Source organism: Pararhizobium sp. DWP1-1-3 (genome assembly GCF_049896125.1).
In the GTDB taxonomy this organism is placed as follows: domain Bacteria; phylum Pseudomonadota; class Alphaproteobacteria; order Rhizobiales; family Rhizobiaceae; genus Pararhizobium.
Window position 1 is genome coordinate 165231 of the sequence record NZ_JAFCTR010000011.1, and the last position, 25760, is coordinate 190990.

The following is a 25760-nucleotide window of genomic DNA, read 5'->3' on the forward strand; positions in this document are numbered from 1 at the left end:
AGTAAACATAAACTGAAATCAATATGGCAATGGCAAGCGTTAACCTCAATATGAATTCGCTGATGCCGCAAAGACCGGATCGCGGTGAAATTAACGACCTTTGCAGCGATTGAACGTATTGTGGGACAACCAGAAATCAAATGAAACAGACACACCTGCAACTTTGAGGTTCCGCCGGTTTCGCCGCGGTTGTTACCGCAACCAAGCGGAACCGCATTGCCTGCAAGAGGAGAGAACCAACGGTGACAGCGGACGCTTTTCATGCGCCCAAGCAGCGAACGCTGCTGTCAATGGTCATGTCCTACATGGCCTCCGGCGGCAGCCTCATCTTGAGCACTGCTGCCCAACTGCTCACCTTCGCTATTCTGGCCCGATCACTCGGTGTCAACGAGTTCAGCGTCTTCGTCGCCGTTACCGCAGTTTGCAATATTGCCGTTCATCTCTGCGGGCTTGGCGGCATGGAGTGCCTGGTCAGGCGCGTCGCACGCGATCCCTCGATGTATCCGGTCATGCTCGGCCATAACATCATCCTGACGGCCATCAGTGGCGTGGCCCTGGTATTGCTTGGCGTGGCCATATTACCGTTTTTCTTCGCGCTCTCACCCGATCCATCGCTCAATCTCCTCGATATGACGCTGATGCTGATCACCAACATCATTTTCGTGCGCATCATTGTCCTGACCGAGCAGATCTTCATAGGCCATTCCAATTTCGTCTCTGCCAATATGACCGTGGTAGGCTTCGCCATGGCGCGCACCTTTGCCGCAGCGCTTGCCTGCCTGGCATTGGGCGTCTCAACGGTTGCGGAATGGGCTATCTGGCAGTTTTCCTGCCATGTCGTGGTTGCCGCTTTCTGCATCCGGGCATTGGCAAAACTGGGGCGCCCAAAATACGAGATCGTCAGGGAGGAACTGCCGCTCGGCATGTATTTCAGCATCCCCTTCATCCTACGCGCCATCCGCCAGAATGCCGACCTCCTGACGCTCAGCCTCGTGACGACAGCCGAGATCGTTGCGAGTTACAGCGTCGCCCGCCGAATTTTGGAGAGCAGCTATCTCTCCGTCGAGGCCTTGAACCGGCTGATGTATCCGGGCTCGGCACGGGCTGCCGCCAACGGCCTTCATAAGGCGATGGACCGCATCCGCAAGGTGCTCTTTGCCGCAACCGGCATCAGTCTGGCAGCGGCTACGACCGTGTTCCTGCTGGCACCCTTGCTGCCCTACCTGTTCGGCCACGAATATCTGACGCTTGTGTCCTTCGTGCGAAAACTATGCTGGGTCGTCGTGCCGCTCGGCATGTGGTCGATCGCCGTGGAAGCTCTGGGTGCTGCCGGCTATCACGCCGCGCGCGCCGGCGTCATGGGTCTTGGCAGTATTCTCGGCGCGGCCTTGGCTGCCTGGGCAACCTGGTATGCCCCGCCGATGGGAACAGTCGTTTCATTCTACGTCATCGAGATCGCAATGGTGGCCGTCGCCTGGGCGGTTTTCCTCCGCTACGCGAAGCAGGACGAAGCAAAAGGTGTTGCTGCAGCAGCGCTTACATGAAGACGCTTTAAGTCGCTTAGAGAGTATTGACCGGCATCCCATACATAATTGTCCTACAGAGCCGGATATGAAGAGTGTGATATGGCCCCCGCTGCGGAAAGCGCACTGAAACACCCCCCCGAACTCTCCGGCACACCTGCCGGGGAAGGAAAATCCAGGCCCCATACAGGCACAGTTCGCGCCATGGAGCGATCGGACCTGCCAGTTGTCGCCGATCTGTTCACCCGGACCTTCCGCAAGAACAACCAAAAGACCGACAGCCAACTGGCCGGCTATCTCGAAACGGTTTTCTTCGGCAGCCCTCTTTATACGCCGGACGTCGGCAGTCTCGTTCATCTCAGCGAAACATCGGCGATCGACAGCGCCATTCTGGCCATGCCGATAGAATACAGCGTTCATGGCAGGCCGGTGACCGCCCGGGTTCTCTGCGCGTTCATGGCCGAGGGAAAGTCCGGCGCGGCTGGAGCGGCCCGTCTTGCCCGCATGCTGCGTGCCGCACGCCAGGACTTCTGCTTTTCCGACAACGCATCACCGGTCAGCGCCGACCATTGGGTTGCCGGCGGTGGCCATGTCCTGCCTGTTCAAAGTCTGGAATGGCATCGCACGTTCCGCCCGGCGGCAGCAGCGCTCCACATGGCGCGCCGCAAGGTCAAGCTGCTCGGCAAGCTACCGCTGCAGGGACTTGCACGCGCCGTGGACCGCTTCGTTCGCCGCTCAAGAACCTCCTTCGCTGCGGTTCCACATGATGGTATCAGGAGCGCACCGGTCTCGCCGCAGCAATTCATGGAACAGGCTCGGTTGATGATGGGGCGTTTCTCGGTCCATCCGGTCTTTTCCAAGGCGGAATTCGATTGGCTGATCGCTGCTGCGAAACTGAACACCTCGCTTGGTGAACTTCAATGCTGCAGCATCACGGATGCTCAAGGCAAAATCATCGGCTGCTACCTGTATTTTGGTGCGGATGGCCGCAACGCCGTGGTTATGAACGTGTTCTGCCACGAGCGCCAGGAAGCGGCCGTCGTCTCCCAGCTTTTCGCCGATTTCGACAACCTGGGATATGCAAGTGCGCAAGGAATGGCACAGCCATTCCTGATACAGGCGGTGCTGCGGCAACGTCATCTGGTCCACAAGCATACCGGCTATTTTTGCCTGGTGACACGCCATGCCGACCTCAAGGAGGCAGCCATTGGCGACGGGTTCTACGCCGGCGGTCTTGCCTCGGAAAGCTGGAGCCGGCTGCTTCACGATTTCTAGCCCGACTACCCCGTATGCGAGTGCTGCTACCCGGCATTTTAACGCCCGGTTTACCATAAGCGGCTATTCATGATGTTCACCAAGAGCACGGCGATAGTCTGGACGGGCTTGAAGCATGCTGCGGAGACAGAACGGATGTATACGCCGAAGGAGCCGGATCTGCGGCAAGCGATGAAGCGCCCGGAAACGGTTGCGCGCCCGCGTCCCGGCTCTCTGCTTGACTTGGTCTCCGACGACGAAGACGATTTCCGCTCCGCTCATCAGGCCTTCACGATCACCGAGACGGCCCGCGCAACGTTTTCGCCGAACCGGCAGCAGGCGGCAATCGCCGAGCAAATCAATACGCCGTCAATGCCCGTCAAAGGGCAGATCATGGGCTATGTCGCAGCCCTTCGCGCCATCGGTCCCGATGACGTTTTCCTGTGGCTGAAGGATGGCCTGCTCTGGATTGTCGGCGCAACGGTGCTGTGCATCGCTGCCGCCCTGATCTACGCGATGTTCGCCCAGCCGCGTTACACTGTCTACACCGACCTCGTCATCGATCCGTCCAATCTTCAGGTGGTCAATGACGACGTGTTCGGCTCAAGCCCGCTGCGCGATTCGCAACTGCTCGAAGTCGAAAGCAAGCTGCGAATTCTCACGTCACGCAATGTCCTGACCCGCGTTATTGACAGCCTGAACCTGACGCAGGACCCGGAGTTCGTAAAGCCGGGCATGTTCGATGGCATCAAGCAGCTCATTTCGAGCGCCTCCAAGGACGAGACCCAGCAGGCAAAGATGCTGGGCGCCACCCGCGCTCTGGCCGAGCGGGTCGAAGCGCGGCGCGAAGAGCGTTCGTTCGTCGTCTCTCTTGGCGTCTACACCGATAGTCCCGCAAAATCGGTGACCTTGTCCGACGCGATCGTCGATGCATTCGAAAAGGAAATCTTCGAATCCGCCGCGCAAAGTGCAGGCAGGGTGGCAACGACGCTGAACGATCGTCTCGACGAGCTTCGCCGCAACGTCACCAACGCCGAAGCAAAGGTCGAGGAGTTCAAGCGCCAGAAGGGGCTGCAATCATCCAATGGCGAGCTGGTCAGCACACAGCTGGTTGCCGAGTTGAACACGCAGGTGCTGACAGCACAACAACGCTACATCGAGCTGGAGACACGATACAAGCAGATGCAGGAAGCGATTTCCACCGGCCGGACCGGCACAGCGTCTGTTTTCGCGTCGCCGGCTATGACGGCGCTGCGGCAGGATTACGACCAGGCTCTGTTGCAGCTCAATTCCCTGAAGCTGACCTATGGCACCCGCCACCCGCGGATCACCGCCGCCCTTTCCGATCTATCGACATTGAAGACATCGATCAACACTGAAGCCCGGCGGATCGCCGATGCGGCATTCGGAGATAAGAACCAGGCAAAATCGGCGCTCTCTGCCCTGCAAGGCAAGGCCAACGAACAGCAGACGAACGTCTACATGGACAACGACTCGCAGGTCGAGCTGCGCGATCTGGAACGCGACGCGCGCGCCAAGGCAGCACTTTATGAAACGCACCTGACCCGTGCCCAGCAGATTACCGAACAGCAGCAGATCAACACATCCAATATCCGGGTCATTTCGCGCGCGATGCCGCCGCAATCGCGCAGCTGGCCACCGCGCACCCTGATACTGCTTGCCGTCGGCGCGTTCGCCGGGATCGCAATCGGCATCGGACTTGCCCTGTTGTTCGGCATTCTACGGGCTTTGCGCCAATACCGGCCGCGCACGGGCTGACATGAAGATCACGTCGCCGGACAATCATGCGCTGCCGGAAGCCGCCGGTATGGGGACCGCCGGTATCAGCGCTGGTCCGGCCCTGTTCATGGCGATCTTCCTGTTCTTCTGGATTTCCATGACGCCGTTCGTCGATCTTACCGGCGAAGGCATTCTCGACCCGTCCGCCGGCAATTCCAACCGTCTGAATCAGATCGTATCGCTCAGCCTGTTTGCCGGCACGCTGTGCTACGGCCTGCTCCACCCGTTGCGCGCGACGATCCTGCAGCCCCGCGCCCTGCTTTTGCCGATGTTCGGCTGGTTCCTGTTCGTTTCGCTGATGTCCAACCATCCGATGCTCGGCATCAAGGCGGTCATCCTCACCGTCATGGCGACCATCAATGCCAGTATCTACCTGTTGATGCCGGCCTCTGAGAAACAATTCGCCAAGCTGCTGGCGATCGGCACGCTGATCACGTTGGCAACCGCCTATTACGGCATCATCTTCAAACCCGAGCTCTCGGTCCACCAACTGTCGGAATTGCGCGAACCGATGAATGCCGGCATGTGGCGCGGTCATTTTCCGCACAAGAACAGCGCCGCCGCCGCAATGGTGATCGCCGCCTTCTTCGGCCTTTTCGTCATGAATGCCTGGTCGCGGGTGGCAGGGATCGCCATCGTCATGCTTTCCGTCCTCTTTCTCGTCCACACGGGTGGGAAGACCTCCAGCGCCATGCTGCCCGGCATCCTGATCCTTGCCTTTGTATTCGAGCGTGTACGGTTTCTGCGCATTCCCATCGCCGTCGGCGGCGTCGCGCTGTTCAATCTGTTTGCCGTCGGCTCGGCGGTATTCCGGCCGCTCGGCGAGTTCATCACCTCGCTCGGCATCGACGCGACGTTCACCAACCGGGCCGACATCTGGCGCTTCGCCTTCACCGCGCTGGCAGAAAATCCGATCACCGGCTATGGCATCAAGGCATTCTGGCAGACGCAGGAACTGGTCTATAGCGGGGGCACCGTCGAAACCTGGGCGGTCACTGCTGCCAACGGGCATAATTCCTACCTCGACATCGCGCTGATGACAGGCATCCCCGGTCTCTTCATGACCCTGCTCTGGGTTCTCTTCCTGCCGTTGCGCGACATTTCGCGCTTACCTGCGGCAATCGAACATTCCGATCTGACGCGGCTTTTCATCCGCGTCTGGCTTTACGTCATTTTCAATGCCGGTCTCGAAAGCCTGTTCTTCGAGGGCGGCAATCTGCTCTGGTTCACCTTCCTTTATTGCCTGTATGGCCTGCGTTTCCAGTCGTCGGCGGTACTCACCGGGCAACACTTGGCTCCTGCGGAAAGGCTGGCGGCCCATGTCTGACATTTTCAACACGATCGCCAATATCGCCGACCGGCTGAACAACCGGCTGATCTGGCAATTTGCAAGGACACGACGGCCAATCGCGACAGAGCGCCCGATCATTTCCTTCACCTTCGACGACGTTCCCGATACGGCCTTGACCAACGGCGCGGCCATTCTGGAACGGTATGGCGCGCGCGGCACGTTCTACATCGCCGGCGGACTGGAAGGGCGGATAGAACCGGATCGCCGGTTGATTTCGGCTGACGGCTGCCGTGAATTGTTTGCACGCGGCCACGAGATCGGCTGCCATACGTTTTCCCACCGCAAGGTCGGCACCCTGAGCAGCAGGACATTTGCCGGGGATCTCGACCGCAATGAAGCGTTCGTGACCGATGCCGGAATTTCTCGCCGGCCGAATAATTTCGCCTTCCCGTACAATGCCGCCACCCCACGGCTTCGGCACGTTCTGAAACAACGCTACATGACATGCCGGGCGGCCGGCGAAGCCATCAACCGGGATACGGTCGATCCCTTCATGCTGAAAGCCGTCGAAATCCGCCAGCCCGAGGACCATGCTTTGGGTCTGACGCGGTGGATCGACGATGTCGCAGCCAGTCCGGGCTGGCTGATCTTCTTCACCCACGATATCGCCGCCACCCCGACGCCCTACGGCTGCCGGCCGGAAACACTGGAGCGGCTGGTTTCGCACGCCCGCGAACGCCAATGCGATATTCTCCCCGTTTGCGAGGCGCTGGATCGCTTCGGCTGGAAGGAGGCCCACCCTTGACCATCGTCAACCAGGCAATCGGCAAGACGACATTGCTGAAGATCAACAACTACTTCTACCGCAGGGGTGGTGCCGAAGCCGTGTTTCTCGATCACATCGCCATGTTCGAAAAGGCGGGATGGGACGTCGTTCCCTTCGCCATGCAACATGAGTTGAACCCGCCCAGCCCATGGTCCGACTATTTCGTTTCGGAGATCGAGTACGGCCATGAAACCGGCACGCTGAACAAGATCAAGCAGGTCGCGAAAATCATCTATTCCTTCGAGGCGCAGCGCAATATCGAGCGGTTGATCGAGCGCGTCAATCCGGCGATCGCCCACGCGCACAACGTCTACCATCACCTGTCGCCGGCGATCTTTTCGACGTTGAAATCGGCGGGAATCCCCACGGTCATGACCGTTCACGACCTCAAGCTCGCCTGTCCCTCCTACAAGATGCTGCGGGATGCCAAGGTCTGCGAGGACTGCAAGGGTGGCCGCATCCATAATGTGCTGGTGCACCGCTGCATCAAGGGATCGACGGTGCTCAGCACCGTCGTTCTGGCCGAGACCGCACTGCATCGCAGCCTTGGCCTGTACCGCAACAATCTCGACCGCCTCGTCGTCCCCAGCCGGTTCTACATCGACAAGCTTGTCGAGTGGGGCTGGCCACGCGAGAAGATGGTCTACATTCCGAATTTCGTCGATATCGACGCCTTCGATATCGATTGGACCGAGGGCGACTATTTCGCTTTCGCGGGGCGGCTTGCACCTGAAAAAGGGATCGACACCCTGATCCGCGCCGTAGCCCTATCGAAGCAGAAGCTGGTGATCGCGGGAACGGGGCCGGAGGAAGCTGCGCTGAAAGCGCTGGCACAGGCGCTCGAAGCAGATGTGGTGTTTGCCGGTTATCTATCCGGGCCGGCGCTCCATCGGCTGATCGGCGAGGCGAAGGCTCTGGTGCTGCCATCCGAATGGTACGAGAATGCGCCGATCAGCGTGCTCGAAGCCTATGCCCTGGAAACTCCGGTCATTGGCGCCAACATCGGCGGAATTCCCGAAATGATCCTTGAAGGCGAAACCGGCCTGATGGCCATGCCGGGAAATACACAGGATCTGGCGGCAGCAATCGCTGCGATGGATTCACGCTCACCCGAAGAGCGGCGCGAAATGGGCCGGAAGGCACGGCAATGGATCGCCGTCGACTTCTCCTCTTCCGCCTATCTGCGGCGCACAACGGAACTTTACAGCAGCCTCGGCGCGTCCCTGCCGATACGCGCAGGCTCGATCACACAATCAAATTGATACACGTTCTGAGCCTGCAACTCACAATTTCAGCCAATCTCTACAATTTTAACGGTTATATTTCCGCGATTTCAGCCGTTCGCCGCTAACCATATCCCAAGGAACCAGGGATGTGGAACTATGAGCAACGAGCCGCGCGTTTCCAGGACGGCAACCTCTCGACCTGAACAAACGGGAGCCGAAAACAGTCTGCGCCATATCACCGAAGGTGAGCGACACGCTGCTGGAGATGCACCTGTGGAGATGCCGTCGACAATCGCGAGCGCTGGGCATGTGCATCGCATCACGGTTGTGCCTGTTCCTCCCCTGAGCGAAACCTCTCTTTTTGAATCCACTGAACCACTTAAGAAAGCCGCTGCGCGCCCCAGGGTCATGATGCTGGGCAGCCGCGGTATCCCCAATGTCCAGGGTGGTGTCGAAAAGCATATCGAGATGATCGGGACCGAACTTGTCCAGATGGGTTGGGACGTCGATGTTATCGGCCGGCGTCAATATCTGCCCAACGCTTCGGAAAGTGTATGGAACGGGATTCGGGTCATTCCCCTATGGGCACCGAAGAGGATGGTGCTGGAGGCCATCGGGCATAGCATCGCGGGCGTTTTCCTGGCGGCGCGTCAAAGGCCCGATGTTCTGCATATCCACGCCGTTGGCCCGGCTCTGGTTGCGCCGCTGGCCCGTCTTTTCGGCCTCAAGGTCATCATCACCCATCACGGCTACGATTACGAGCGCCAGAAATGGGGCTGGTTTGCCAAGCGCATGCTCAAGACGGGTGAAGCATTCGGGATGTATGCCTCCAACGGGCGCATTGCGATCTCGCAGGAGATCGTTCGCGCCATGCGGGAAGAGTATGGTGTAGCCGTCGATTTCGTCCCGAACGGCGTATCGGTGCAACCGAAAACCACCTCCACTGAAACCCTCAAGAGTTTCGGCCTGACGCCGAGCCGATACATCGTCATGATGGCCCGCCTTGTTCCAGAAAAGCGCCAGCACGATCTGATCCTGGCCTTTGCCAAGGCCAACCGGCCCGAAAAACTGGTGATCGTCGGCGGTGCAGATCACGAGAGCGAGTATTCAGCCCATGTGAAGGCTCTGGCAGCCAAAACGCCTTCGGTGGTCATGACGGGATTTCAGACCGGGGCAGCTCTTGCCGAACTCTACAGCAACGCCGCGCTGTTCGTGCTTCCATCAAGCCACGAGGGCATGCCGATCGCGCTTTTGGAAGCCCTCAGTTACGGATTGCCGGTTCTTGCCAGCGATATCGTTGCTAACAGAGAACTCAAGCTCGCCCCCAACGACTACTTTCCGATGGGCGATGTCGATGCGCTTGCTGCAGCTCTAACGCGCAAATTGTCCAGTCCATTTGACGAAGACGGGACGGACCAGCTGACAAGCCAGATCCAGACGGACTACAGCTGGAAGAAGATCACCGAGCGAACGGCGCAAGTGTATCGATCCGTCCTTCGCAAGCGGGCTCCCTGACGGCAACGGTCCATCTCGGCATCAACCAAATTTCAAATCATCGGCGATACCATCAGCTATTCACGGTCCTATCCGACAACGCGCCGGGGGTGCTTCATGCAAACGGGGATGTCATTGTGGGCGTATCCATCATCATCAAAACCTTGAATGAAGAAAAGCGCATCGCCGCAACCATCGAAAGCGCGCTTGCAGCGCTGCCCGGAGGTCTCGGGGAGGTGATCATCGCCGACAGCGGCTCTAAGGATCGTACCGTTGAGATCGCCTCCGGCTACCCGGTCACCGTCGTGCAGATCGCACCGCCGGCGCAAGCCAGTTGCGGCATAGGTCCGCAACTCGGCTTCCAGTATTCCACCTTCGATCATGTCTGCCTGCTCGACGGCGACATGATCCTCGATCCGGATTTCCTGCCCGACGCGCTGCGCTTCCTTGCCGGCAATCCCGATGTTGCCGGCGTCACCGGCCACGTGGAAGAAATGCAGACCGCCAATCTCGAATATGCGCGCCGGGTCCAGCGCAACGCGCCGGAGAACCGTGTCGGGGACATTGACCGGATGAATGGCGGCGGGCTTTACCGCCGCAGCGCCATCGAGAAGGCCGGTTATATTTCCGATCGCAATCTGCACGGCTACGAGGAGTTCGATCTCGGCGTTCGGCTGCGCAGCCTGGGTTGGCGGCTTCATCGCCTCGACCGCCGCTTCGTCAGCCATTTCGGGCATACGTCGAACTCCTACCGGCTTCTGGTCCGGCGCTGGAACAGCAAGTATCTCTATGGCACCGGCGAACTGCTGCGCGCGTCGATCGGCAAGCCCTATTTCGGCCGGTTGATCGCCGAATTGCCGGAGCTGAAACTCTGGGCAGCCGTCTATTGCTGGTGGGCTCTGTCGATCGCCATCCTGTTCGCGGCCCCGGGCTTGCTGTCAGGTCTGGCAATGGTGATCGCGCTGGCAGCCGCGATCGTTCTGCTGCTCAGCGTCAAGAAGGGCGGCTTTGCCATGGGCCTCTACACGGTCGTCGCCTGGTGCTTTCACGCCGCCGCCGTACCGGCCGGGTTTTTCCGCCGCCGCCTGCCGCCGCAGTCCTGGATCGAAAGCCGGACGATCGGAACCACCCAATGAAGCTTTGGGGCCGTTGGGCAGTCGCTGCCCTGCTGGCAGCTCCATCGCCGGTCTTCGCGTCCGACGAATGGCTGCCGGTGCGCGAAACCTCGATGGTGCTCGGCAACCAAAGTCCTCTCGACTTCTCGTCCATCCTGCCCAACCCGCCCATAGAAGACGGCAGCCGGCTTCTAACTGGAAAACAGGGCAATCTTGTCCGCGCCAGCGCGCCGGACAAACCCGTAAAACTGCTCTGCGCATCGCTGGCCTGGAGCCCGGCATCCGGCGGTTTTCCAAACCACGCCGATGCCGATCTCTATGCGGCACAACTCGCCAAACATGGCTACAACATCGCCCGGCTGCATTTTGTCGATGCCAGCCTGATGTTCGGCCGCAACCCTGATTTCGATTTCGATCCCGAAACTCTTGACCGCGTCCACTACCTGCTGGCCGCCCTGAAGCGTAACGGCATCTACTGGATCATGGACGGCTTGTCCTCCTGGCGCGGCGCTTATGGCGGCTATGACGACCGCTGGGAGCCGTCGAGCGACCTCAAGCTTGCGCTGTATTTCGACGGCAAGGCCTTTGACCACTGGCTGGAATTCCAGCGCCGCTTCCTGACGCTGGTCAACCCGTATACCGGCACCGCGCCGATCAACGACAGCGCGCTGGCGTTGGTCATCCTCGTCAACGAGAACAATATCGAGTTCGATAGCATCGTGCGGGAGCGGGAGGGCAAACCCCATTACGATGACCGATTGAAACTCCCCTTCAATGCCTGGCTGAAACAGCGCTATGGCTCGTCTGATGCGCTTTCAAAAGCGTGGCCGGACCTGAAATCAGACGAACGGCTGGAAGACGCCTCGATCGCGTTACCCAAATCCCGTTACGAGGATTCGCCGCGTCTCAAGGACCTGCAGGCCTTTTTCGTATCCGTTGAAACGAGCACCACCGCCCGGATGACGGACGCCCTGCGCGGCCTTGGTTACCGGGGAGAGATCAGCAATTTCAACAACTGGCCGACGATCCAGACGACACTGAGCCGCGAAGCTCTGCCCGTCATCACGATGAATACCTATCAGGATTGGGTCGGCAGCTATTCGCCCGGCGCGACCCTGACGCAGAAAAGCTCGCTCGATGACGGCGCCGGCTACATGCGCCTGATCGCCGCCGCTCGCTGGCTCGGCAAGCCTTTCGTCGTCAGCGAATATGATCATCTCTTCTGGAACCGCTATCGCTACGAGGCCGGACTTGTCATGCCTGCCTATGCCGCTCAGCAGGGCTGGGACGTGCTCTGCCGCCACGCGCATGGCCCGATCATCCTGAAGTACGGCGAGCCCTATCCCCACAAGAAGGGCATGCTTCCCTATGCCATCGCACTTGATCCGGTGGCGCGCGCCGGCGAGACGCTGGCGGCCCTTCTGTTCCGGCGTGGCGATGTCGCCACGTCGAAATTGACGATCCCGTTTCTTGTGCGGGGTGCGCAGGATCTCACCGACGACATGCAGGCACGCGAACCTGAGCAGCTCACCGAGCTTGGCCTTGTCGGTGCAATCGGCATGACGAAGGCGGCAGCGGGCAGCTTGAGCGCCGGCCAGCCGCGATCGTCCGTCGATCCCCAGGCCATCCTCGATGCAGCCAAGGCCGCCGGACTTTTGGCGACGGACAACCAGACCGACCTGAAGACCGGCCTTTATGAAAGCGATACCGGCGAACTGCTTCTTGACCGCCTCCGCGGTCAATTGCGGGTGTCCACGCCAAAGACCGAAGCGGTGGCGTTTTCGACGCTGCGGGAGCCAGTCAACCTGGGCAGCGTTCGCGTCGAGGCATCGGACGGCAATGGGCTGCTGGCGGTTTCCGTGGTGGACGATGCCGAAAGCATTGCACAAAGCCACAGGCTTCTCGTCATCTACGCTACCGACGCGCACAATACCGGCATGAAGTTCCGCGACGACGAGGAAAAAGTGATCGCCGATTTCGGTCAGCTGCCGGTTTTGATCCGCAAGGGCTATGTCGATCTGTCGCTGACGCTTGCCAAAGGCGAATGGCGGCTGACGCCGGTCACTCTGAACGGCATCGCCTCGACGGCCGCCGGCCAAGTGATAACGCCAGCCGGCTTCCGTCTTTCCAACGATGCGGCGTCAGGCCCGACGACGTTCTTTCTTCTTGAGACAGACTGACATGGTAGCCAATCAGCTCCGCAGTCCAGGCGCCTCGTGGCCGGTCCGCGCCACGTATTCCGTGTAGCCGCCGCCATATTCGTGGATGCCGTCCGGCGTCAGTTCCAGAACCCGATTGGACAATGCGCCGAGGAAATGCCGGTCGTGGGAGACGAACAGCATGGTGCCTTCGTATTCGGAAAGCGCCTTGATGAGCATTTCCTTGGTGTCGAGGTCGAGATGGTTGGTCGGCTCGTCGAGCACCAGCAGATTGGGCGGGTCGAACAGCATGATGGCCATGACCAGCCGCGCCTTTTCGCCGCCCGACAGAACGCGGCAGCGCTTTTCAACGTCATCACCGGAAAACCCGAAACAGCCGGCCAGCGCTCGGAGCGGGCCTTGCCCGGCGCGCGGAAACTCGTGCTCCAGCGTTTCGAACACGGTGCGCTCGCCGTCGAGCAGATCCATGGCATGCTGGGCGAAATAACCCATCTTGACGCTGGCGCCGAGCGCGACCGTTCCCTGGTCCGGGTCCGTCGATCCCGTCACCAGCTTCAGAAGCGTGGATTTTCCGGCACCGTTGATGCCCATGATGCACCAGCGTTCCTTGCGGCGGACCATGAAGTCCAGCCCTTCGTAGATGCTGCGGCTGCCGTAGCTTTTATGAACATTCTTCAGATTGATCACGTCTTCGCCGGAGCGCGGCGCCGGCAGGAATTCGAAGGCGACGACCTGGCGGCGCTTGGGTGGCTCCACCCGCTCGATCTTGTCGAGCTTCTTCACCCGGCTCTGGACCTGGGCCGCATGTGAGGCACGCGCCTTGAAGCGCTCGATGAACTTGATTTCCTTGGCGAGCATCGCCTGCTGCCGCTCGAACTGGGCAAGCTGGTGCTTTTCGTTCAGCGCCCGCTGCTGCTCGTAGAACTCGTAGTCGCCGGAATAAGTGGTCAAACCGCCACCGTCGATCTCGATCAGCTTGGTGACGATGCGGTTCATGAACTCGCGGTCATGCGAGGTCATCAGCAGAGCGCCTTCGTAATTCTTGAGGAACTCCTCCAGCCAGATCAGGCTTTCCAGATCCAGATGGTTGCTCGGTTCGTCGAGCAGCATGACGTCGGGGCGCATCAACAGGATGCGGGCAAGTGCCACGCGCATCTTCCAGCCGCCGGACAGCTTGCCGACATCGCCGTCCATCATCTCCTGGGTGAAGCTCAGACCTGACAGGACTTCGCGGGCGCGGCCATCGAGCGCGTAGCCGTCCAGCTCCTCATAGCGCGCCTGCACCTCGCCGTAGCGCTCTATGATGGCATCCATCTCGTCCAGCCGGTCGGGATCGACCATGGCGGTTTCGAGTTCGTGCAATTCGGCGGCAACGATACTGACCGGACCGGCACCGTCCATCACTTCGGCGACAGCGCTGCGGCCTTCCATCTCGCCGACATCCTGATTGAAATAGCCGATGGTGACGCCCTTCTCGACGGCCACCTGCCCTTCATCGGGCTGCTCTTCGCCGGTAATCATCCGAAAGACAGTCGTCTTGCCGGCACCGTTCGGACCGACAAGGCCGATCTTCTCGCCCTTGTTAAGCGCGGCGGAAGCCTCGATGAAGAGAATGCGATGGCTCAGCTGCTTGCTGATATTTTCGATACGGATCATGTGTGCGGTGCCCAAGAATGTTGCGGCGCCCTTATGCCACGTGTTTCAGGGAATGTCGCAGGTTTTCGACAGGACCGGACACAGCTTTTTGAAGGGTGTTTCTCCCGGAAATGCCTTCACGGCGCAGCCGGTGAAGGCTACAGAAGATCACCTGACGCAGATGGAATGGAGTGAGCCATGACCGATACCGTTACCGACCGTTTCCTTCGCTACGTCGTGATCGACACCCAGTCGGACGCAAAATCGGCAACGCAGCCCTCCACCGAAAAGCAGAAGAACCTCGGCCGCCTGCTGGTCGAGGAACTGCTGGCGATCGGGCTTTCCGACGCGCATCTTGACGAGCACGGCTACATCTACGCGACCATCCCGTCGAATGTCGACCAGCCGGTTCCGGTGATCTGCTTCTGCTCGCACATGGACACGGCGCCCGATTTCACCGGCACCAACGTCAAGCCGCAGTTGATCCGCAACTATGCCGGTGGTGACATCCAGCTTTCGGGCGATCCGCAGCAGGTCATCCGCGTTGCCGACCATCCGGCCCTGCGCGACCAGATCGGCAATGACATTATCACCACCGACGGCACAACGCTGCTCGGCGCCGACGACAAGGCCGGACTTGCCGAAATCATGACGGCAGCACAATTCCTGATCGCCAATCCCGACATCAAGCACGGGACCATCAAGATCCTCTTCACGGTGGACGAGGAAATCGGCCGTGGCGTCGACAAGGTCGATCTGAATAAGCTCGGCGCCCAATTCGCTTACACGATGGACGGTGAAACGGCCGGCCATATCGAGGATGAGACATTTTCGGCCGATGGCGTCGAGATCACTATCCAGGGCGTAGCCATCCATCCGGGCTTTGCCAAGGGCAGGATGGAAAACGCCATCAAGATCGCCGGCGCCATTATCGACCGCCTGCCGAAACACGTGGCCCCTGAAAGCACGGAAGGCAGAGAGGGCTTCATCCACCCGACCGGCGTTACCGGCGCGATGGACAAGGCGACGATCAGCCTGATCGTCCGTGACTTCAACGACGAGGGCCTTGCCAGCAAGGAAGCGATGATCGAGGCAATCATCAAGGATGTCATGCCGGATTATCCCGGCTCCTCCTACACGTTTGAGGTCAAGCAGCAATATCGCAACATGAAGGCGATCCTCGATCGTCATCCGGAAATCGTCGACAACGCCATCGAGGCGATCCGGCGGGCGGGCATGGAGCCGGTGCGCGGCAGCATTCGCGGCGGCACCGATGGTTCGCGCCTGTCGTTCATGGGCCTGCCCTGCCCCAACATCTTCGCCGGCGGCCATGCGTTTCATTCGCCGCTCGAATGGGTGAGCCGGCAGGACATGGAAAGGGCGGTCAACACAATCGTCGAACTGGCAAAGGTCTGGCAAGAGCGCAGCTAATTTTGAAGCAGCTGACCTTGGAGGGGGCCAATCAGCCCTTCCATCCCGCCGCCATTTTGGTATGACCCGCCTCTTGTCAAAGGAACGAAGATGGCTGCGCGAGATCGTTATTCACGGAAATTGGAATGTTCCCACTGCGGCAATACGGGCTTTGCCGAGGTTTCGGAGGACGATACGCCCAGCCGCAAGACGCGGGGATTTGAAATCGATGCCCTACCGAGCGGTTTTGAAACCGAATTTGCCTCGAGTAACCCCCGCCGGCATGTGATCCGTTGCCGCTGCGGTCACAAGTTCAAATTCGAGCAGACCACTGCCTATGCGCCGGGGGGAGAACCAAGGGCTTAAGGCATTCGCCGAAGCTGACAAACAACAGGCGGGTGGCCGGCCCTTCAATGCGAATGCATTCGAAGGTATCGCCGGCGCCCTATGAGACCAATTTACTTGTTGGCCATCAGCCACATCTTGCCGGCCATCGTGATCCCGCGCGGATCGACGGCCACGTCGTCATCGAGATGGCTGCGTTCCAGAAAACCAAGCTCTTCGAGTTCGTTCAGCGTCGTCGTCGTCAGGAAACGGATTTTCTGCGGACGCTCCTTGAAGCGGTCGGTCTTGGCATAGGTGACGGTCGCATTTTCGTGCGTCCATTTTTTCGCCGGCTGCGGGAAGAGGTTTCCTTCCTTGGCGAGTTTCAGTCCCCGGATTTGAACCGGCGTCAATTCAAGCGAAATCATATTCTGTCCTTGGTAGAAATGGTGAAAAAGGCATCGACACGCAACCCAGATTGAATGGGAACGCCCGTTTGCGAATGTCGCCAATGCGAAATGAAAAGGGCCAAAATGGCCCGCATGCCCTTCCCTACCGGAAGTTTACGGCATTTCCCAGACAAAACTGCAAAACCGTCATTTGCGAAACGATTGGCACCATCAGGACGCTTCTGTTATCAGCGTCTGAACTTGTTTTTCAGAAAGGTCATCCATGAACGCGACACTGTGTCGGGGAGCGGCAGCGTGACGGAGCATGCGGGCGCGGCCTTCTTGGCGTCGCATGGCTGGTCCGACTTTTTCGCCTCCCAGATCGAGCGGTCGGAAGCGGCCCTCCTTCCGATGCGGATCGCCGAAGTTCATCGCGCCCGGCTGAGTGCGCTGTCTGCCGAGGGCCCGGTCAAACTTGTTCTTGCCCATAAAACCAACACCGCCGATTTTGCCGTCGGCGATTGGATCCTGGCCGATCCGCGCACCCACCTGCTTGTGCGCGGGCTTGAGCGCCGAACCTTGCTGCAGCGGCGGACGGAGGGCAGACATCTCCAGCAGCTTGCCGCAGCCAATGTCGACACGCTGTTCATCGTCACCTCCTGCAATGCCGACTTCAGCCCGGCGCGGCTGGAACGTTATCTGGCCATGGCCAATCAGGCCGGTACCAACCCGGTGATCGTGCTCACCAAGACCGACATGATCGACGACGCCAGCACATTCGAGCAGGAGGCCAGGGCACTGCAGCGCGACCTGGAAGTCGTTGCATTGAACGGTCGCTCCGCAGACGCCGCAGACGCGCTAGCCCCCTGGTGCGGGGCCGGACAAACTGTCGCACTGGTCGGATCGTCCGGGGTCGGCAAATCGACGCTGGTCAACACGCTGGCGGGCCTCAGGCACGAGGCTGCGCAGGAAACCGGCGACATCCGCGAGAGCGACGCCAAGGGGCGCCATACCACCACGGCCCGCTCGTTGCACGCTATAGCGGGCGGCGGCTGGGTGATCGACACGCCCGGAATGCGGACCCTGCATGTCAGCGACGTATCGGGCGGCATTGAGACATTGTTCTCCGAAATCACCGATCTTGCCCCTTCCTGCAAGTTTCGCGACTGTACGCACGACCACGAACCGGGCTGCGCCGTTCAGGCAGCCATCAAGGCGGGCACCTTGCCTGCCGAGCGGCTGGCCCGTTGGCGTAAACTGCTTGAGGAAAACGTCAGCAACACGCCGGTGCAGACAGGGCCGCGCGGCAACAAGGTCGTCCAGAAGAAGAAATACTGAAGCCGGACGGTAACCGGCCTGTCAGGTGACGCCCCGGTTCGGGACGTTTCGCCTGCCGCAACGCGCTTTCGGCTTGTATCAAACCTGGTAACCGTATCGACAACGCGGAAACATTGCTGTAACAGAGGTGATTAATCGATTAATCATCCCCGTTGGATCACATGGCCAACCCGCGCACAGGATCGAACCTCAGCCAGATTGCCGCGGCACTCGGCGTGTCTGCGGCAACGGTGTCGAATGCGCTGTCCGGCAAGGGACGTGTCTCGGCCGAGCTGTCTGAAAAGATCCGCGCGACAGCAGCCGAACTGGGCTACACGCCGAGCCTGACCGGCCGGGCGCTGCGCACTGGACGCACCGGCGTTCTCGGACTGGTGCTCCCGAATATCGCCAATCCCCTGTTTCCGCAGATCGCCCAGGCGATCGAACATGCGGCGAGCAATGCCGGCTATGGCGTGCTGATCGCCGACTCGCGTGGCGACGTTGCTTTGCAGACGGACGCCATCAACCGCCTGATCGAACGCGATGTCGATGGCATCGTCATCGTTCCACGGCTTGGGACCCGCATTGCCGATATCGGCTGTCCGGTCGCCGTCATCGACAGCCCCTCCACCCCCGGCAATACGGTTTCGGCGGATCACTGGCAGGGCGGCCAGACCGTCATCGAGCATCTGGTTTCGCTTGGACATCGCAAGTTTCTGCTGATTGGCAACAATCCGGCCTCGAATGTTCAGAACGACCGCATCGGCGGCATGAAGTCCCGCATCCCGGCAGGCGGACGTGCTGACGTTTTCTGGATCGAGAAACACGAGCAGATCCATGGCAAGGGAAGTCTTCTTGGTTTGAAGGAACAGGTGGAGAGAGGATTTACCGCCTTTGCCGCCGTTTCCGACCTGCCTGCGCTACGGGCCCTGACCGAATTGCAGCGTGCCGGTATCGGCGTGCCCGAACATGTCAGCGTCACCGGTTTCGATGATCTTGTCTGGTCTTCGGTCGTAACCCCGGGCCTGACGACGGTCCGGATGAACATGGCGGAGATTGCCGACATTGCCATCGCCGCGCTGGTCCGCGTCATCGAGGCCGACGCCACGTCGGGTTCGGACGTCGCGCGCACCGTGACCGGAACAGTGGCGGCGGAGCGGTCGAGCGTGCCTATGAAACTGGTTGTCCGGCAAACATCGGCGCCACCAGTGAATGCCCAGATTGCATGACCGGGACCATCACAAGTCCCAAAAAATATACGCCAGAAAACATGAGCCAATAAAACACCAGAAGGAGAACGCAGATGAACAAAATGCTCTTTTCGTCAGCCGCCGCGCTGATGCTCACCATGGGTGCCGCCCATGCGCAGGAAAAAACCCTGACAATTTCCGTTTATGCCTTCGCGCAGGACGAGTTCAAGGAGATCGTCTACGATCCCTTCGAAGCCAAGTGCGGCTGCAAGCTGGTGGTCGAAACCGGTAACAGCGTCGAGCGCCTTGCCAAAATCGAAGCCAACAAGACCAACCCGGTCATCGACATGGCCGTGGTTTCCATGGCCGACGCGCTGTCGGCCGACCGCAATGGCCTGATCGAGAAGATCGACACGGCCAAGCTCAGCAATTTCGGCAAGCTCTACGACATCGCCAAGGACCCGAACGGCGACGGCATGAGCGTCGGTTATACGTTCTATGCGACCTCCATCGTCTACCGCACCGACAAGATGAAGATCGAGTCCTGGGCCGACCTGTTGAAGCCGGAATATGCCGGCCATGTCGCTTTCCCGAACATCACCACCAACCAGGGACCGCCGGCACTCTATATGCTCGGCAAGGCGCTTGGCACCGATACGCCGGATCTCAAGGGCGCAATCGAAGCGCTCGGCGCCAAGAAGGAAGACATCGTCACCTTCTACGTCAAATCCTCGCAACTGGTGCAGCTGATGCAGCAGGAGGAAATCTGGGCGGCGCCGATCGGCCGCTTCTCCTGGGCGCCGTTCACCAAGCTCGACCTGCCACTCGGCTGGGCGACGCCGAAGGAAGGCCAGACCGGCGGCATGAACGTCATGGTTCTGACCAAGGGTGCGAAGAACCAGGACCTCGCACTCGAATTCATGGATTTCTGGCTCTCCACCGAAATCCAGACAAAGCTTGCCGAAAAGCTGGTCGATAGCCCGGCCAACAAGGAAGCCAAGGTTTCCGACGAAATCGCCGGCAACCTGACCTATGGCGAAGAAACGGCCAACAGCCTCAAGCTCATTCCATCCGCCGTAGCGCTCGACAACCGCGATGCGTGGCTGTCCGAGTGGAATGCCAAGGTCGGCCAGTAACCGGCCAACACGAATGCCTCCCAAGGCAAGGGGCGTGGCCAGCGAACTCCGGTTTGCGAACTGCGCCCCGACTGAACCGGCCGTCAACGTGAGATGCTGCTGCCACAGCGCCTCACCCCACCTCTCTTCCCGTTCATGGGAAGAGGGGAAGTGGCCGGTTCACGAAAAAGAGTGACACGGATCGCCGGTAACCGCGTTGATCCCGTTTGAACCTGCTGGAGACGACGAACCATGTTCCAGAACCGGGCAGAAGCATTGGCGCTCGCCCTGCCAGCTGCGATTTTCGCGGGGCTGGTCTTCCTCGTGCCGGTTATCCTGTTGCTGTCGGAAGGCTTTCGATCGGCGGATAGCTGGAGCCTGTCGGCCTATGCGGATTTCTTTTCGCAGCCGCTGAACCGGACGGTCTTTCTGCGGACGCTGAAGCTCGGCGCGCTCGTCACCGCAGCAGCGGCCGTGATCGGTTATGCCACCGCCTTCGCCATCGTCAGCCTGCCGCCTGGCACCAAGGGCCGGATGATCGGGCTTGTCGTATTGCCGCTGATGATTTCGCCGGTCGCCCGCACCTATGCGTGGATCGTCATTCTCGGCCGCACCGGCATCGTCAATCAGGCATTGATGGCCGTTGGCCTCAGCGACGAACCGATCCGCATCCTCTTCAGCGAAACTGCCGTCTTCATTGGCCTGCTGCAGCTTTTCCTGCCCTTGATGGTGATCTCGCTGATCAGCGCGCTCGAAAACCTGCCGAAGGATGTCGTGCCCGCTGCCCGGGTGCTCGGTGCCAACTGGTTCCAGGTGTTCTGGAAAGTCATCCTGCCGCTGACCCGCGAGGGTCTGGTGGTCGGCGGAACGCTGGTCTTCACCGGTTCGATGACCGCCTATATCACCCCCGCCATTCTCGGCGGATCGAAGGTGCTGATGCTGGAGACGCTGCTCTACCAGCAGGTCACCGTCGCCAACAATTTCGTGTCGGCCAGCGTCATCGCCTTCATCCTGATCGTCATGAGTTTTGCCGCCAATATTCTCCTGAAGCGGATCGCAACAGCGAGGAACAAGCGATGACCCCGAGACTGTTCGCCCCGATCACGCTGCTTCTGGTGCTGATCTTCCTGATCGGCCCATTTCTGATCATCGTCGCCGCCTCGTTTTCGGCCGGTGATACCTTGGCCTTTCCGCCGCAGGGCTTCTCGTTCAAGTGGATCCTCAAGGTCTTCACCGTCGAGAGTTTCCGCGACAGCTTCGTGATGTCGATGTTCCTGGCGATCGGCGGCACCTTTGCCGCCCTTCTGCTCGGCATTCCCGCCGCCTATGCAATGTCGCGCTACAAGCTGCCGATGTCCGAGACCGTGCGCACCATCGTCTCGGCGCCGATCATCGTGCCGGGCATCATCGTCGGCCTGGCGCTGCTGCGCTACTTTGTCGTGCCCATCGGCGTTTCGATCACGCTGGCGCTGTTCCTTGCCCATACGGCGCTGATCCTGCCCTATGCGGTGCGGGTGGTTTCGGCCAGCCTCAACAATCTACGCTCGGATATCGAAGAGGCTGCGGTGCTGCTCGGCTCGTCGCGGCTCGGTGCCTTCTTCCGGGTGGTGCTGCCGAACATTCGCGGTGGTATCCTGTCGGCCTTCATCCTCGGCTTCGTCACCAGCTTCAATCAGGTTCCGGTATCGCTGTTCCTGTCCGGGCCGGGTGTCCGAACCCTGCCGATCGATATGCTCGGCTACATGGAGATCGTCTTCGATCCGTCGATCGCCGCCCTGTCTTCGCTGCTCGCTTTCCTCTCCATCGGCATCGTCTTTGCCGCCGAACGTTTTCTGGGGTTCTCCCGCTATGTCTGACACATCCTTCCTCACCCTCGACAAGCTCTCCCTCGCCTATGGCAAATCGATCGCCGTCAAGGATCTCGATCTGGAGATACGCAAAGGTGAATTGCTGGCGCTGCTCGGCCCCTCCGGCTGCGGCAAGACCACGACGATGCGCTCGATCGCCGGCCTGATGACGCCGGTTGGCGGACGCATCAGCCTTGACGGCGCCGATATTACCCGGGTTGCCGCCAACAAGCGGGCGGTCGGGCTGGTCTTTCAGTCCTATGCGCTGTTCCCGCATTTGACGGTGTTCGAGAATGTCGCTTTCGGTCTCAAGCTCAAGGGCATGCGCGGCACGGAGTTGGAGAGGAAAGTCACAGCCGGCCTCAAATCCGTCGGCCTTTCGGCCTTTGCCGACCGCAAGACCCCGGAGCTTTCCGGTGGCCAGCAGCAGCGCGTGGCACTTGCCCGCTCCATGGTCATGGAGCCGAAGGTGCTTCTGCTTGACGAACCGCTCTCCAATCTCGATGCCCGCCTGCGTCTGGAAATGCGCACCGAGTTGCAGCGCGTGCAGAAGGAAAGCGGCGTGACGATGATCTTCGTCACCCACGATCAGGTCGAGGCTTTGGCGCTCGCGGACCGGATCGTCGTGATGAAGAACGGCGCCATCGAGCAGATCGGCACGCCGGAAGAAATCTACAACCACCCGGCCTCCAGCTTCGTCGCCGATTTCGTCGGCTTCGAAAACGTCTTCGCTATCAGTGATGGCAAGCTGACCACCGCCAACGGCGCTGTCTCCCTTTCCAAGCCACTCCCGGATGTTGCAGGCCTTGCCTGGCGGCCCCGCGCGGTTTCCTTCGGATCCGGCCCGCTGACGGGCACAGTGCGCGGCGTCTCCTTTGCCGGCGGCACGCGCGAATACGTGTTGGAAACATCGCTCGGCATCATCAAGACAGAGGTGGACGCAACCCTGCCCGCCCATGCACTCGGCGCCACCGTTGCCTTTGACCTGCCGGTCGACGGTGCCGCTCTCCTCAAGAGCTTCGGATAAATAGTCATGGGTGTCTGGATCGATACGGATATGGGCTTTGACGACATCGCCGCCATTCTGGTGGTGATGCACGCGGGCGTGACCATCGACGGCATATCGTTGGTGTTCGGCAATACGCCGATGGATCAGGTTCGGCGCAATACCGCAGGCGCTGCCAAGGCCTTCGGCTGGACCATCCCCGTTCATGCCGGTCGCAGCCAACCGGTTCTGGGCGCGCTCGAAACCGCGCAGGAAATCCTCGGCGAAACCGGCATTCCAACCGCCGGGCTGACGCTGCCGTATGCCGGGGATGTGGCAAGCGATGATGCCTTCTCGGCTCTTTGCCAATGGCTGGAAAACACGCCCTCCCCCCGCCGCATCCTGGCACTCGGACCGCTGACCAATATCGCAGCCCTGGCCTTGGCTAAACCTGATCTCGCAGCCCGGATCGACGAACTCACCTGGATGGGCGGCGGGCTGTCGCGCGGCAACCACACAGCATCGGCCGAATTCAACGCCCTTGCCGACCCCGAAGCCGTCGCCATCGTCCTGTCGCATGGCCTGCCGCTGCGCATGGTCGATCTCGATTTCTGCCGCAAGATTCTGGCCGCGCCCGGTGATGTCGAGCCGATCCGGCAGGCAGGCGGTGCGAACGCCGCGCTGCTGGCCGACATGCTCTCCGGTTACATCGATATCGGCGTCAGCCGTGGCCGCCCGGCCATGGCAATCTATGATCCATCCGCCGCCGCAGCCTTCGTCCGCCCCGACCTTGTCACCTTCCAACCGGCCCGGATCGGCATGGAATTAGCCGGTTCGCTGACACGCGGCCGCACAGTGGTGGAAATCCGCGCCAGCCACGGCGCCTTCAATGCCAAATTCGCAGCCGATTGTGATGCAGGAGCGATCAAGGCGATCGTGCTGGGCGCCCTGCGCTGGGAGGCCGGAAAATGACACATCCCGCAGCACAAGAACCCGCCGACCTCAATGACGGCGGCCTGCGCAGCCGCGCCGTTGGGGCAGCACGCGGCGATGCCGCTTTTCATACCCTGATCGTCAACGGCACTCTGGTCGACATGGTGACGGGCGAGTTGCGGGCGGCCGATATCGGCCTCGTCGGACCGCTGATCGCCAGCGTTCACCCGGCCGGGGCAAGGGCGGATGCGGCAGAGATCATCGACATCTCCGGTGGGTTCGTTTCGCCGGGCCTGATTGACACACATATGCATATCGAAAGCTCGATGGTGACGCCCGCGACCTATGCTAACGCCGTTCTGCCGCGCGGTGTGACGACGATCGTCTGGGATCCACACGAATTCGGCAATGTTCATGGCGTTGCCGGTGTGCGTTTTGCCGCCGATGCCGCCAAGAAATCGCCACTGCGGATGATCCTGCTGGCCCCCTCCTGCGTGCCGTCAGCACCGGGGCTGGAACTCAACGGTGCCGATTTCGATGCCGATGTAATCGCCAACCTGCTGTCCTGGCCGGAAATCGGCGGCATCGCTGAAGTCATGAACATGCGCGGCGTGATCAACCGCGATCCGCGCATGAGCGCCATTGTCCAGGCAGGGCTAACGGCGGAAAAGCTGATCTGCGGCCATGCACGCGGCCTGAAGGCTGGCGATCTCGCTGCCTTCATGGCCGCCGGGATCAGCTCCGACCATGAACTGGTATCATCAGCCGACCTGATGGAAAAGCTGCGTGCCGGCATGGCGATCGAGCTGCGCGGCTCCCATGATCACCTGCTGCCGGAATTCGTCGAGGCCCTGAACCAGCTCGGTCATCTGCCGCAAACCGTCACCCTCTGCACCGACGACGTCTTTCCCGACGATCTGGCAGCAGGCGGCGGTCTCGACGATGTTATCAGGCGGCTGGTGCATTACGGCCTGAAGCCGGAATGGGCGCTGCGGGCGGCAACGCTCAATGCTGCACAGCGGCTGGGGCGCTCCGACCTCGGCTTGGTGGCTGCAGGCCGCCGCGCCGATATTGCTGTCTTCGACAATCTCACTGATCTCAAAGCCCGCATCGTCATCGCCAATGGCGTTGTTGTTGCCCGGGACGGCCGCATGCTTGCCGACATCACATCTGCCGATACATCCGTGCTTAAGCATTCGATGAAAATCGCGCCGCTGACGGCCGATGATTTTCGCGTCGCTTCCAATGAAAAGACTGTCCGGATCGCCACCATCGACCAGCCGCGGTTTACCCGCTGGGGTGAGGCGCAGGCGGATGTCCGCGATGGTTTCGTCGTGCCACCTGACGGCACGACCCTGATTGCGGTGGCGCATCGCCACGGACGCAGCGACAGCCGGCCCCGCGTTGGATTCCTGCGCGGCTGGGGCGAATGGCGCGGCGCATTCGCCAACACTGTTTCCCATGACAGCCATAACCTCACGGTTTTCGGCAGCGATCCTGCGGACATGGCGCTTGCCGCCAATACGGTGATCGCCGCCGGTGGCGGCATGGCGGTGGCATCCAATGGAATGGTCAAGGCAATTCTGCCACTGCCGCTTTCAGGCCTTGTCTCCGACGCACCACTGGACGATGTGGCCCGGGATTTCGCAGGCATACGCGCTGCCATGGACGAGATCGTCGCATGGCAGCCACCTTATCTCGTCTTCAAGGCCTGCTTCGGAGCGACCCTTGCCTGCAATGCCGGACCGCACCAGACCGACCGGGGCATTGCCGATGTCGAAACCGGAACGCTGTTGGAAAGCCCGATCCTGACCACGGTGTAATCGCCCGCCACTGTCCATTCCCCCAACGCTTAAGTCGCGAATTCGGGCCGTGTATGTGAACTTTCATGCCGGTCGCCCCGGATGACCGGCCATGTTTAACCGTT

At 60.5% G+C, this 25760-nt stretch carries 20 protein-coding genes; 18 read left to right on the top strand and 2 right to left on the bottom strand.

Annotated features, from left to right (window positions below; all coding sequences use genetic code 11):
• The first annotated feature begins 290 nt into the window (after window positions 1–290).
• The 9 genes from ACP7BS_RS21080 (at window position 291) to ACP7BS_RS21120 (ending at window position 12709) form a co-directional block, all read left to right on the top strand.
• The gene (locus ACP7BS_RS21080) at window positions 291–1544 is read left to right on the top strand and encodes a lipopolysaccharide biosynthesis protein (protein WP_426239715.1); all 1254 of its coding nucleotides are present in this window, start codon (window positions 291–293) and stop codon (window positions 1542–1544) included.
• 81 nt (window positions 1545–1625) lie between these two features.
• Window positions 1626–2798 carry a GNAT family N-acetyltransferase gene (locus tag ACP7BS_RS21085; RefSeq protein WP_426239683.1) on the top strand — a complete coding sequence of 391 codons (1173 nt, stop codon included), beginning with the start codon at window positions 1626–1628 and terminating at the stop codon, window positions 2796–2798.
• 135 nt (window positions 2799–2933) lie between these two features.
• Window positions 2934–4556 carry a GumC family protein gene (locus tag ACP7BS_RS21090; RefSeq protein ID WP_426239684.1) on the top strand — a complete coding sequence of 541 codons (1623 nt, stop codon included), beginning with the start codon at window positions 2934–2936 and terminating at the stop codon, window positions 4554–4556.
• Window positions 4557–4605: 49 nt separating this feature from the next.
• The gene (locus ACP7BS_RS21095; protein ID WP_426239716.1) at window positions 4606–5904 is read left to right on the top strand and encodes an O-antigen ligase family protein; all 1299 of its coding nucleotides are present in this window, start codon (window positions 4606–4608) and stop codon (window positions 5902–5904) included.
• Window positions 5897–6673 (top strand): polysaccharide deacetylase family protein, encoded by a 777-nt coding sequence (locus ACP7BS_RS21100; RefSeq protein ID WP_426229902.1) that lies wholly within the window; start codon window positions 5897–5899, stop codon window positions 6671–6673. Before ACP7BS_RS21095 ends, ACP7BS_RS21100 begins: the two co-directional genes overlap by 8 nt.
• 2 nt (window positions 6674–6675) lie before the next feature.
• Complete coding sequence (locus ACP7BS_RS21105; protein WP_426239717.1) at window positions 6676–7956, top strand: glycosyltransferase family 4 protein; 1281 nt, start codon at window positions 6676–6678, stop codon at window positions 7954–7956.
• Window positions 7957–8331: 375 nt separating this feature from the next.
• The gene (locus ACP7BS_RS21110) at window positions 8332–9435 is read left to right on the top strand and encodes a glycosyltransferase family 4 protein (protein WP_426239685.1); all 1104 of its coding nucleotides are present in this window, start codon (window positions 8332–8334) and stop codon (window positions 9433–9435) included.
• A gap of 116 nt (window positions 9436–9551) precedes the next feature.
• Window positions 9552–10550, top strand: coding sequence for a glycosyltransferase family 2 protein (locus ACP7BS_RS21115; RefSeq protein WP_426239686.1), 999 nt, complete (start codon window positions 9552–9554; stop codon window positions 10548–10550).
• The gene (locus tag ACP7BS_RS21120; protein WP_426239687.1) at window positions 10547–12709 is read left to right on the top strand and encodes a glycoside hydrolase; all 2163 of its coding nucleotides are present in this window, start codon (window positions 10547–10549) and stop codon (window positions 12707–12709) included. The genes ACP7BS_RS21115 and ACP7BS_RS21120 overlap by 4 nt, the downstream gene beginning before the upstream one ends.
• A 12-nt stretch (window positions 12710–12721) precedes the next feature.
• Here ACP7BS_RS21120 and ACP7BS_RS21125 read toward each other — a convergent pair whose 3' ends face one another.
• Window positions 12722–14344, bottom strand: a complete 1623-nt coding sequence (locus ACP7BS_RS21125; RefSeq protein ID WP_113313498.1) for an ABC-F family ATP-binding cassette domain-containing protein — start codon at window positions 14342–14344, stop codon at window positions 12722–12724.
• Window positions 14345–14521: 177 nt separating this feature from the next.
• Here ACP7BS_RS21125 and pepT point away from each other — a divergent pair, with 177 nt between their 5' ends.
• Window positions 14522–15754, top strand: a complete 1233-nt coding sequence (gene pepT, locus ACP7BS_RS21130) for a peptidase T (RefSeq protein ID WP_426239688.1) — start codon at window positions 14522–14524, stop codon at window positions 15752–15754.
• Window positions 15755–16191: 437 nt separating this feature from the next.
• Here the strand turns inward: pepT and ACP7BS_RS21135 are convergent, their stop codons facing one another.
• Window positions 16192–16485, bottom strand: coding sequence for a hypothetical protein (locus ACP7BS_RS21135; protein WP_426127311.1), 294 nt, complete (start codon window positions 16483–16485; stop codon window positions 16192–16194).
• Between the two features lie 276 nt (window positions 16486–16761).
• Here ACP7BS_RS21135 and rsgA point away from each other — a divergent pair, with 276 nt between their 5' ends.
• From rsgA to ACP7BS_RS21175, 8 genes are all read left to right on the top strand, one after another.
• Complete coding sequence (gene rsgA, locus ACP7BS_RS21140) at window positions 16762–17784, top strand: ribosome small subunit-dependent GTPase A (RefSeq protein ID WP_426239689.1); 1023 nt, start codon at window positions 16762–16764, stop codon at window positions 17782–17784.
• 161 nt (window positions 17785–17945) lie between these two features.
• The gene (locus tag ACP7BS_RS21145) at window positions 17946–18992 is read left to right on the top strand and encodes a LacI family DNA-binding transcriptional regulator (protein ID WP_426239690.1); all 1047 of its coding nucleotides are present in this window, start codon (window positions 17946–17948) and stop codon (window positions 18990–18992) included.
• 74 nt (window positions 18993–19066) lie between these two features.
• Entirely contained in the window at window positions 19067–20089 is a 1023-nt protein-coding gene (locus ACP7BS_RS21150; RefSeq protein WP_426239691.1) for an ABC transporter substrate-binding protein, read from the top strand.
• A gap of 231 nt (window positions 20090–20320) precedes the next feature.
• A complete protein-coding gene (locus tag ACP7BS_RS21155; RefSeq protein ID WP_426127318.1) occupies window positions 20321–21148 on the top strand; it encodes an ABC transporter permease in 828 nt (275 codons plus the stop codon).
• Window positions 21145–21924, top strand: coding sequence for an ABC transporter permease (locus ACP7BS_RS21160; RefSeq protein WP_113247270.1), 780 nt, complete (start codon window positions 21145–21147; stop codon window positions 21922–21924). Before ACP7BS_RS21155 ends, ACP7BS_RS21160 begins: the two co-directional genes overlap by 4 nt.
• Window positions 21917–22942 (top strand): ABC transporter ATP-binding protein, encoded by a 1026-nt coding sequence (locus ACP7BS_RS21165; protein WP_426239692.1) that lies wholly within the window; start codon window positions 21917–21919, stop codon window positions 22940–22942. Before ACP7BS_RS21160 ends, ACP7BS_RS21165 begins: the two co-directional genes overlap by 8 nt.
• Window positions 22943–22948: 6 nt before the next feature.
• On the top strand, window positions 22949–23872 hold the full coding sequence (locus ACP7BS_RS21170; protein ID WP_426239693.1) for a nucleoside hydrolase: 924 nt from the start codon (window positions 22949–22951) through the stop codon (window positions 23870–23872).
• A complete protein-coding gene (locus ACP7BS_RS21175) occupies window positions 23869–25656 on the top strand; it encodes an adenine deaminase (protein ID WP_426239694.1) in 1788 nt (595 codons plus the stop codon). The genes ACP7BS_RS21170 and ACP7BS_RS21175 overlap by 4 nt, the downstream gene beginning before the upstream one ends.
• Window positions 25657–25760: the final 104 nt, after the last annotated feature.

Bases quoted from the DNA above. Each gene is read 5' to 3' on its own strand.
- ACP7BS_RS21175 (WP_426239694.1), top strand. From the start codon at position 23,869: ATGACACATCCCGCAGCACAAGAACCCGCCGACCTCAATGACGGCGGC.
- ACP7BS_RS21120 (WP_426239687.1), top strand. From the start codon at position 10,547: ATGAAGCTTTGGGGCCGTTGGGCAGTCGCTGCCCTGCTGGCAGCTCCA.
- ACP7BS_RS21165 (WP_426239692.1), top strand. From the start codon at position 21,917: ATGTCTGACACATCCTTCCTCACCCTCGACAAGCTCTCCCTCGCCTAT.
- ACP7BS_RS21090 (WP_426239684.1), top strand. From the start codon at position 2,934: ATGTATACGCCGAAGGAGCCGGATCTGCGGCAAGCGATGAAGCGCCCG.
- ACP7BS_RS21125 (WP_113313498.1), bottom strand. From the start codon at position 14,344: ATGATCCGTATCGAAAATATCAGCAAGCAGCTGAGCCATCGCATTCTC.
- pepT (WP_426239688.1), top strand. From the start codon at position 14,522: ATGACCGATACCGTTACCGACCGTTTCCTTCGCTACGTCGTGATCGAC.
- ACP7BS_RS21085 (WP_426239683.1), top strand. From the start codon at position 1,626: ATGGCCCCCGCTGCGGAAAGCGCACTGAAACACCCCCCCGAACTCTCC.
- ACP7BS_RS21150 (WP_426239691.1), top strand. From the start codon at position 19,067: ATGAACAAAATGCTCTTTTCGTCAGCCGCCGCGCTGATGCTCACCATG.
- ACP7BS_RS21080 (WP_426239715.1), top strand. From the start codon at position 291: ATGGTCATGTCCTACATGGCCTCCGGCGGCAGCCTCATCTTGAGCACT.
- ACP7BS_RS21160 (WP_113247270.1), top strand. From the start codon at position 21,145: ATGACCCCGAGACTGTTCGCCCCGATCACGCTGCTTCTGGTGCTGATC.
- ACP7BS_RS21170 (WP_426239693.1), top strand. From the start codon at position 22,949: ATGGGTGTCTGGATCGATACGGATATGGGCTTTGACGACATCGCCGCC.
- ACP7BS_RS21110 (WP_426239685.1), top strand. From the start codon at position 8,332: ATGCTGGGCAGCCGCGGTATCCCCAATGTCCAGGGTGGTGTCGAAAAG.
- ACP7BS_RS21095 (WP_426239716.1), top strand. From the start codon at position 4,606: ATGGGGACCGCCGGTATCAGCGCTGGTCCGGCCCTGTTCATGGCGATC.
- ACP7BS_RS21145 (WP_426239690.1), top strand. From the start codon at position 17,946: ATGGCCAACCCGCGCACAGGATCGAACCTCAGCCAGATTGCCGCGGCA.
- ACP7BS_RS21135 (WP_426127311.1), bottom strand. From the start codon at position 16,485: ATGATTTCGCTTGAATTGACGCCGGTTCAAATCCGGGGACTGAAACTC.
- ACP7BS_RS21100 (WP_426229902.1), top strand. From the start codon at position 5,897: ATGTCTGACATTTTCAACACGATCGCCAATATCGCCGACCGGCTGAAC.
- ACP7BS_RS21155 (WP_426127318.1), top strand. From the start codon at position 20,321: ATGTTCCAGAACCGGGCAGAAGCATTGGCGCTCGCCCTGCCAGCTGCG.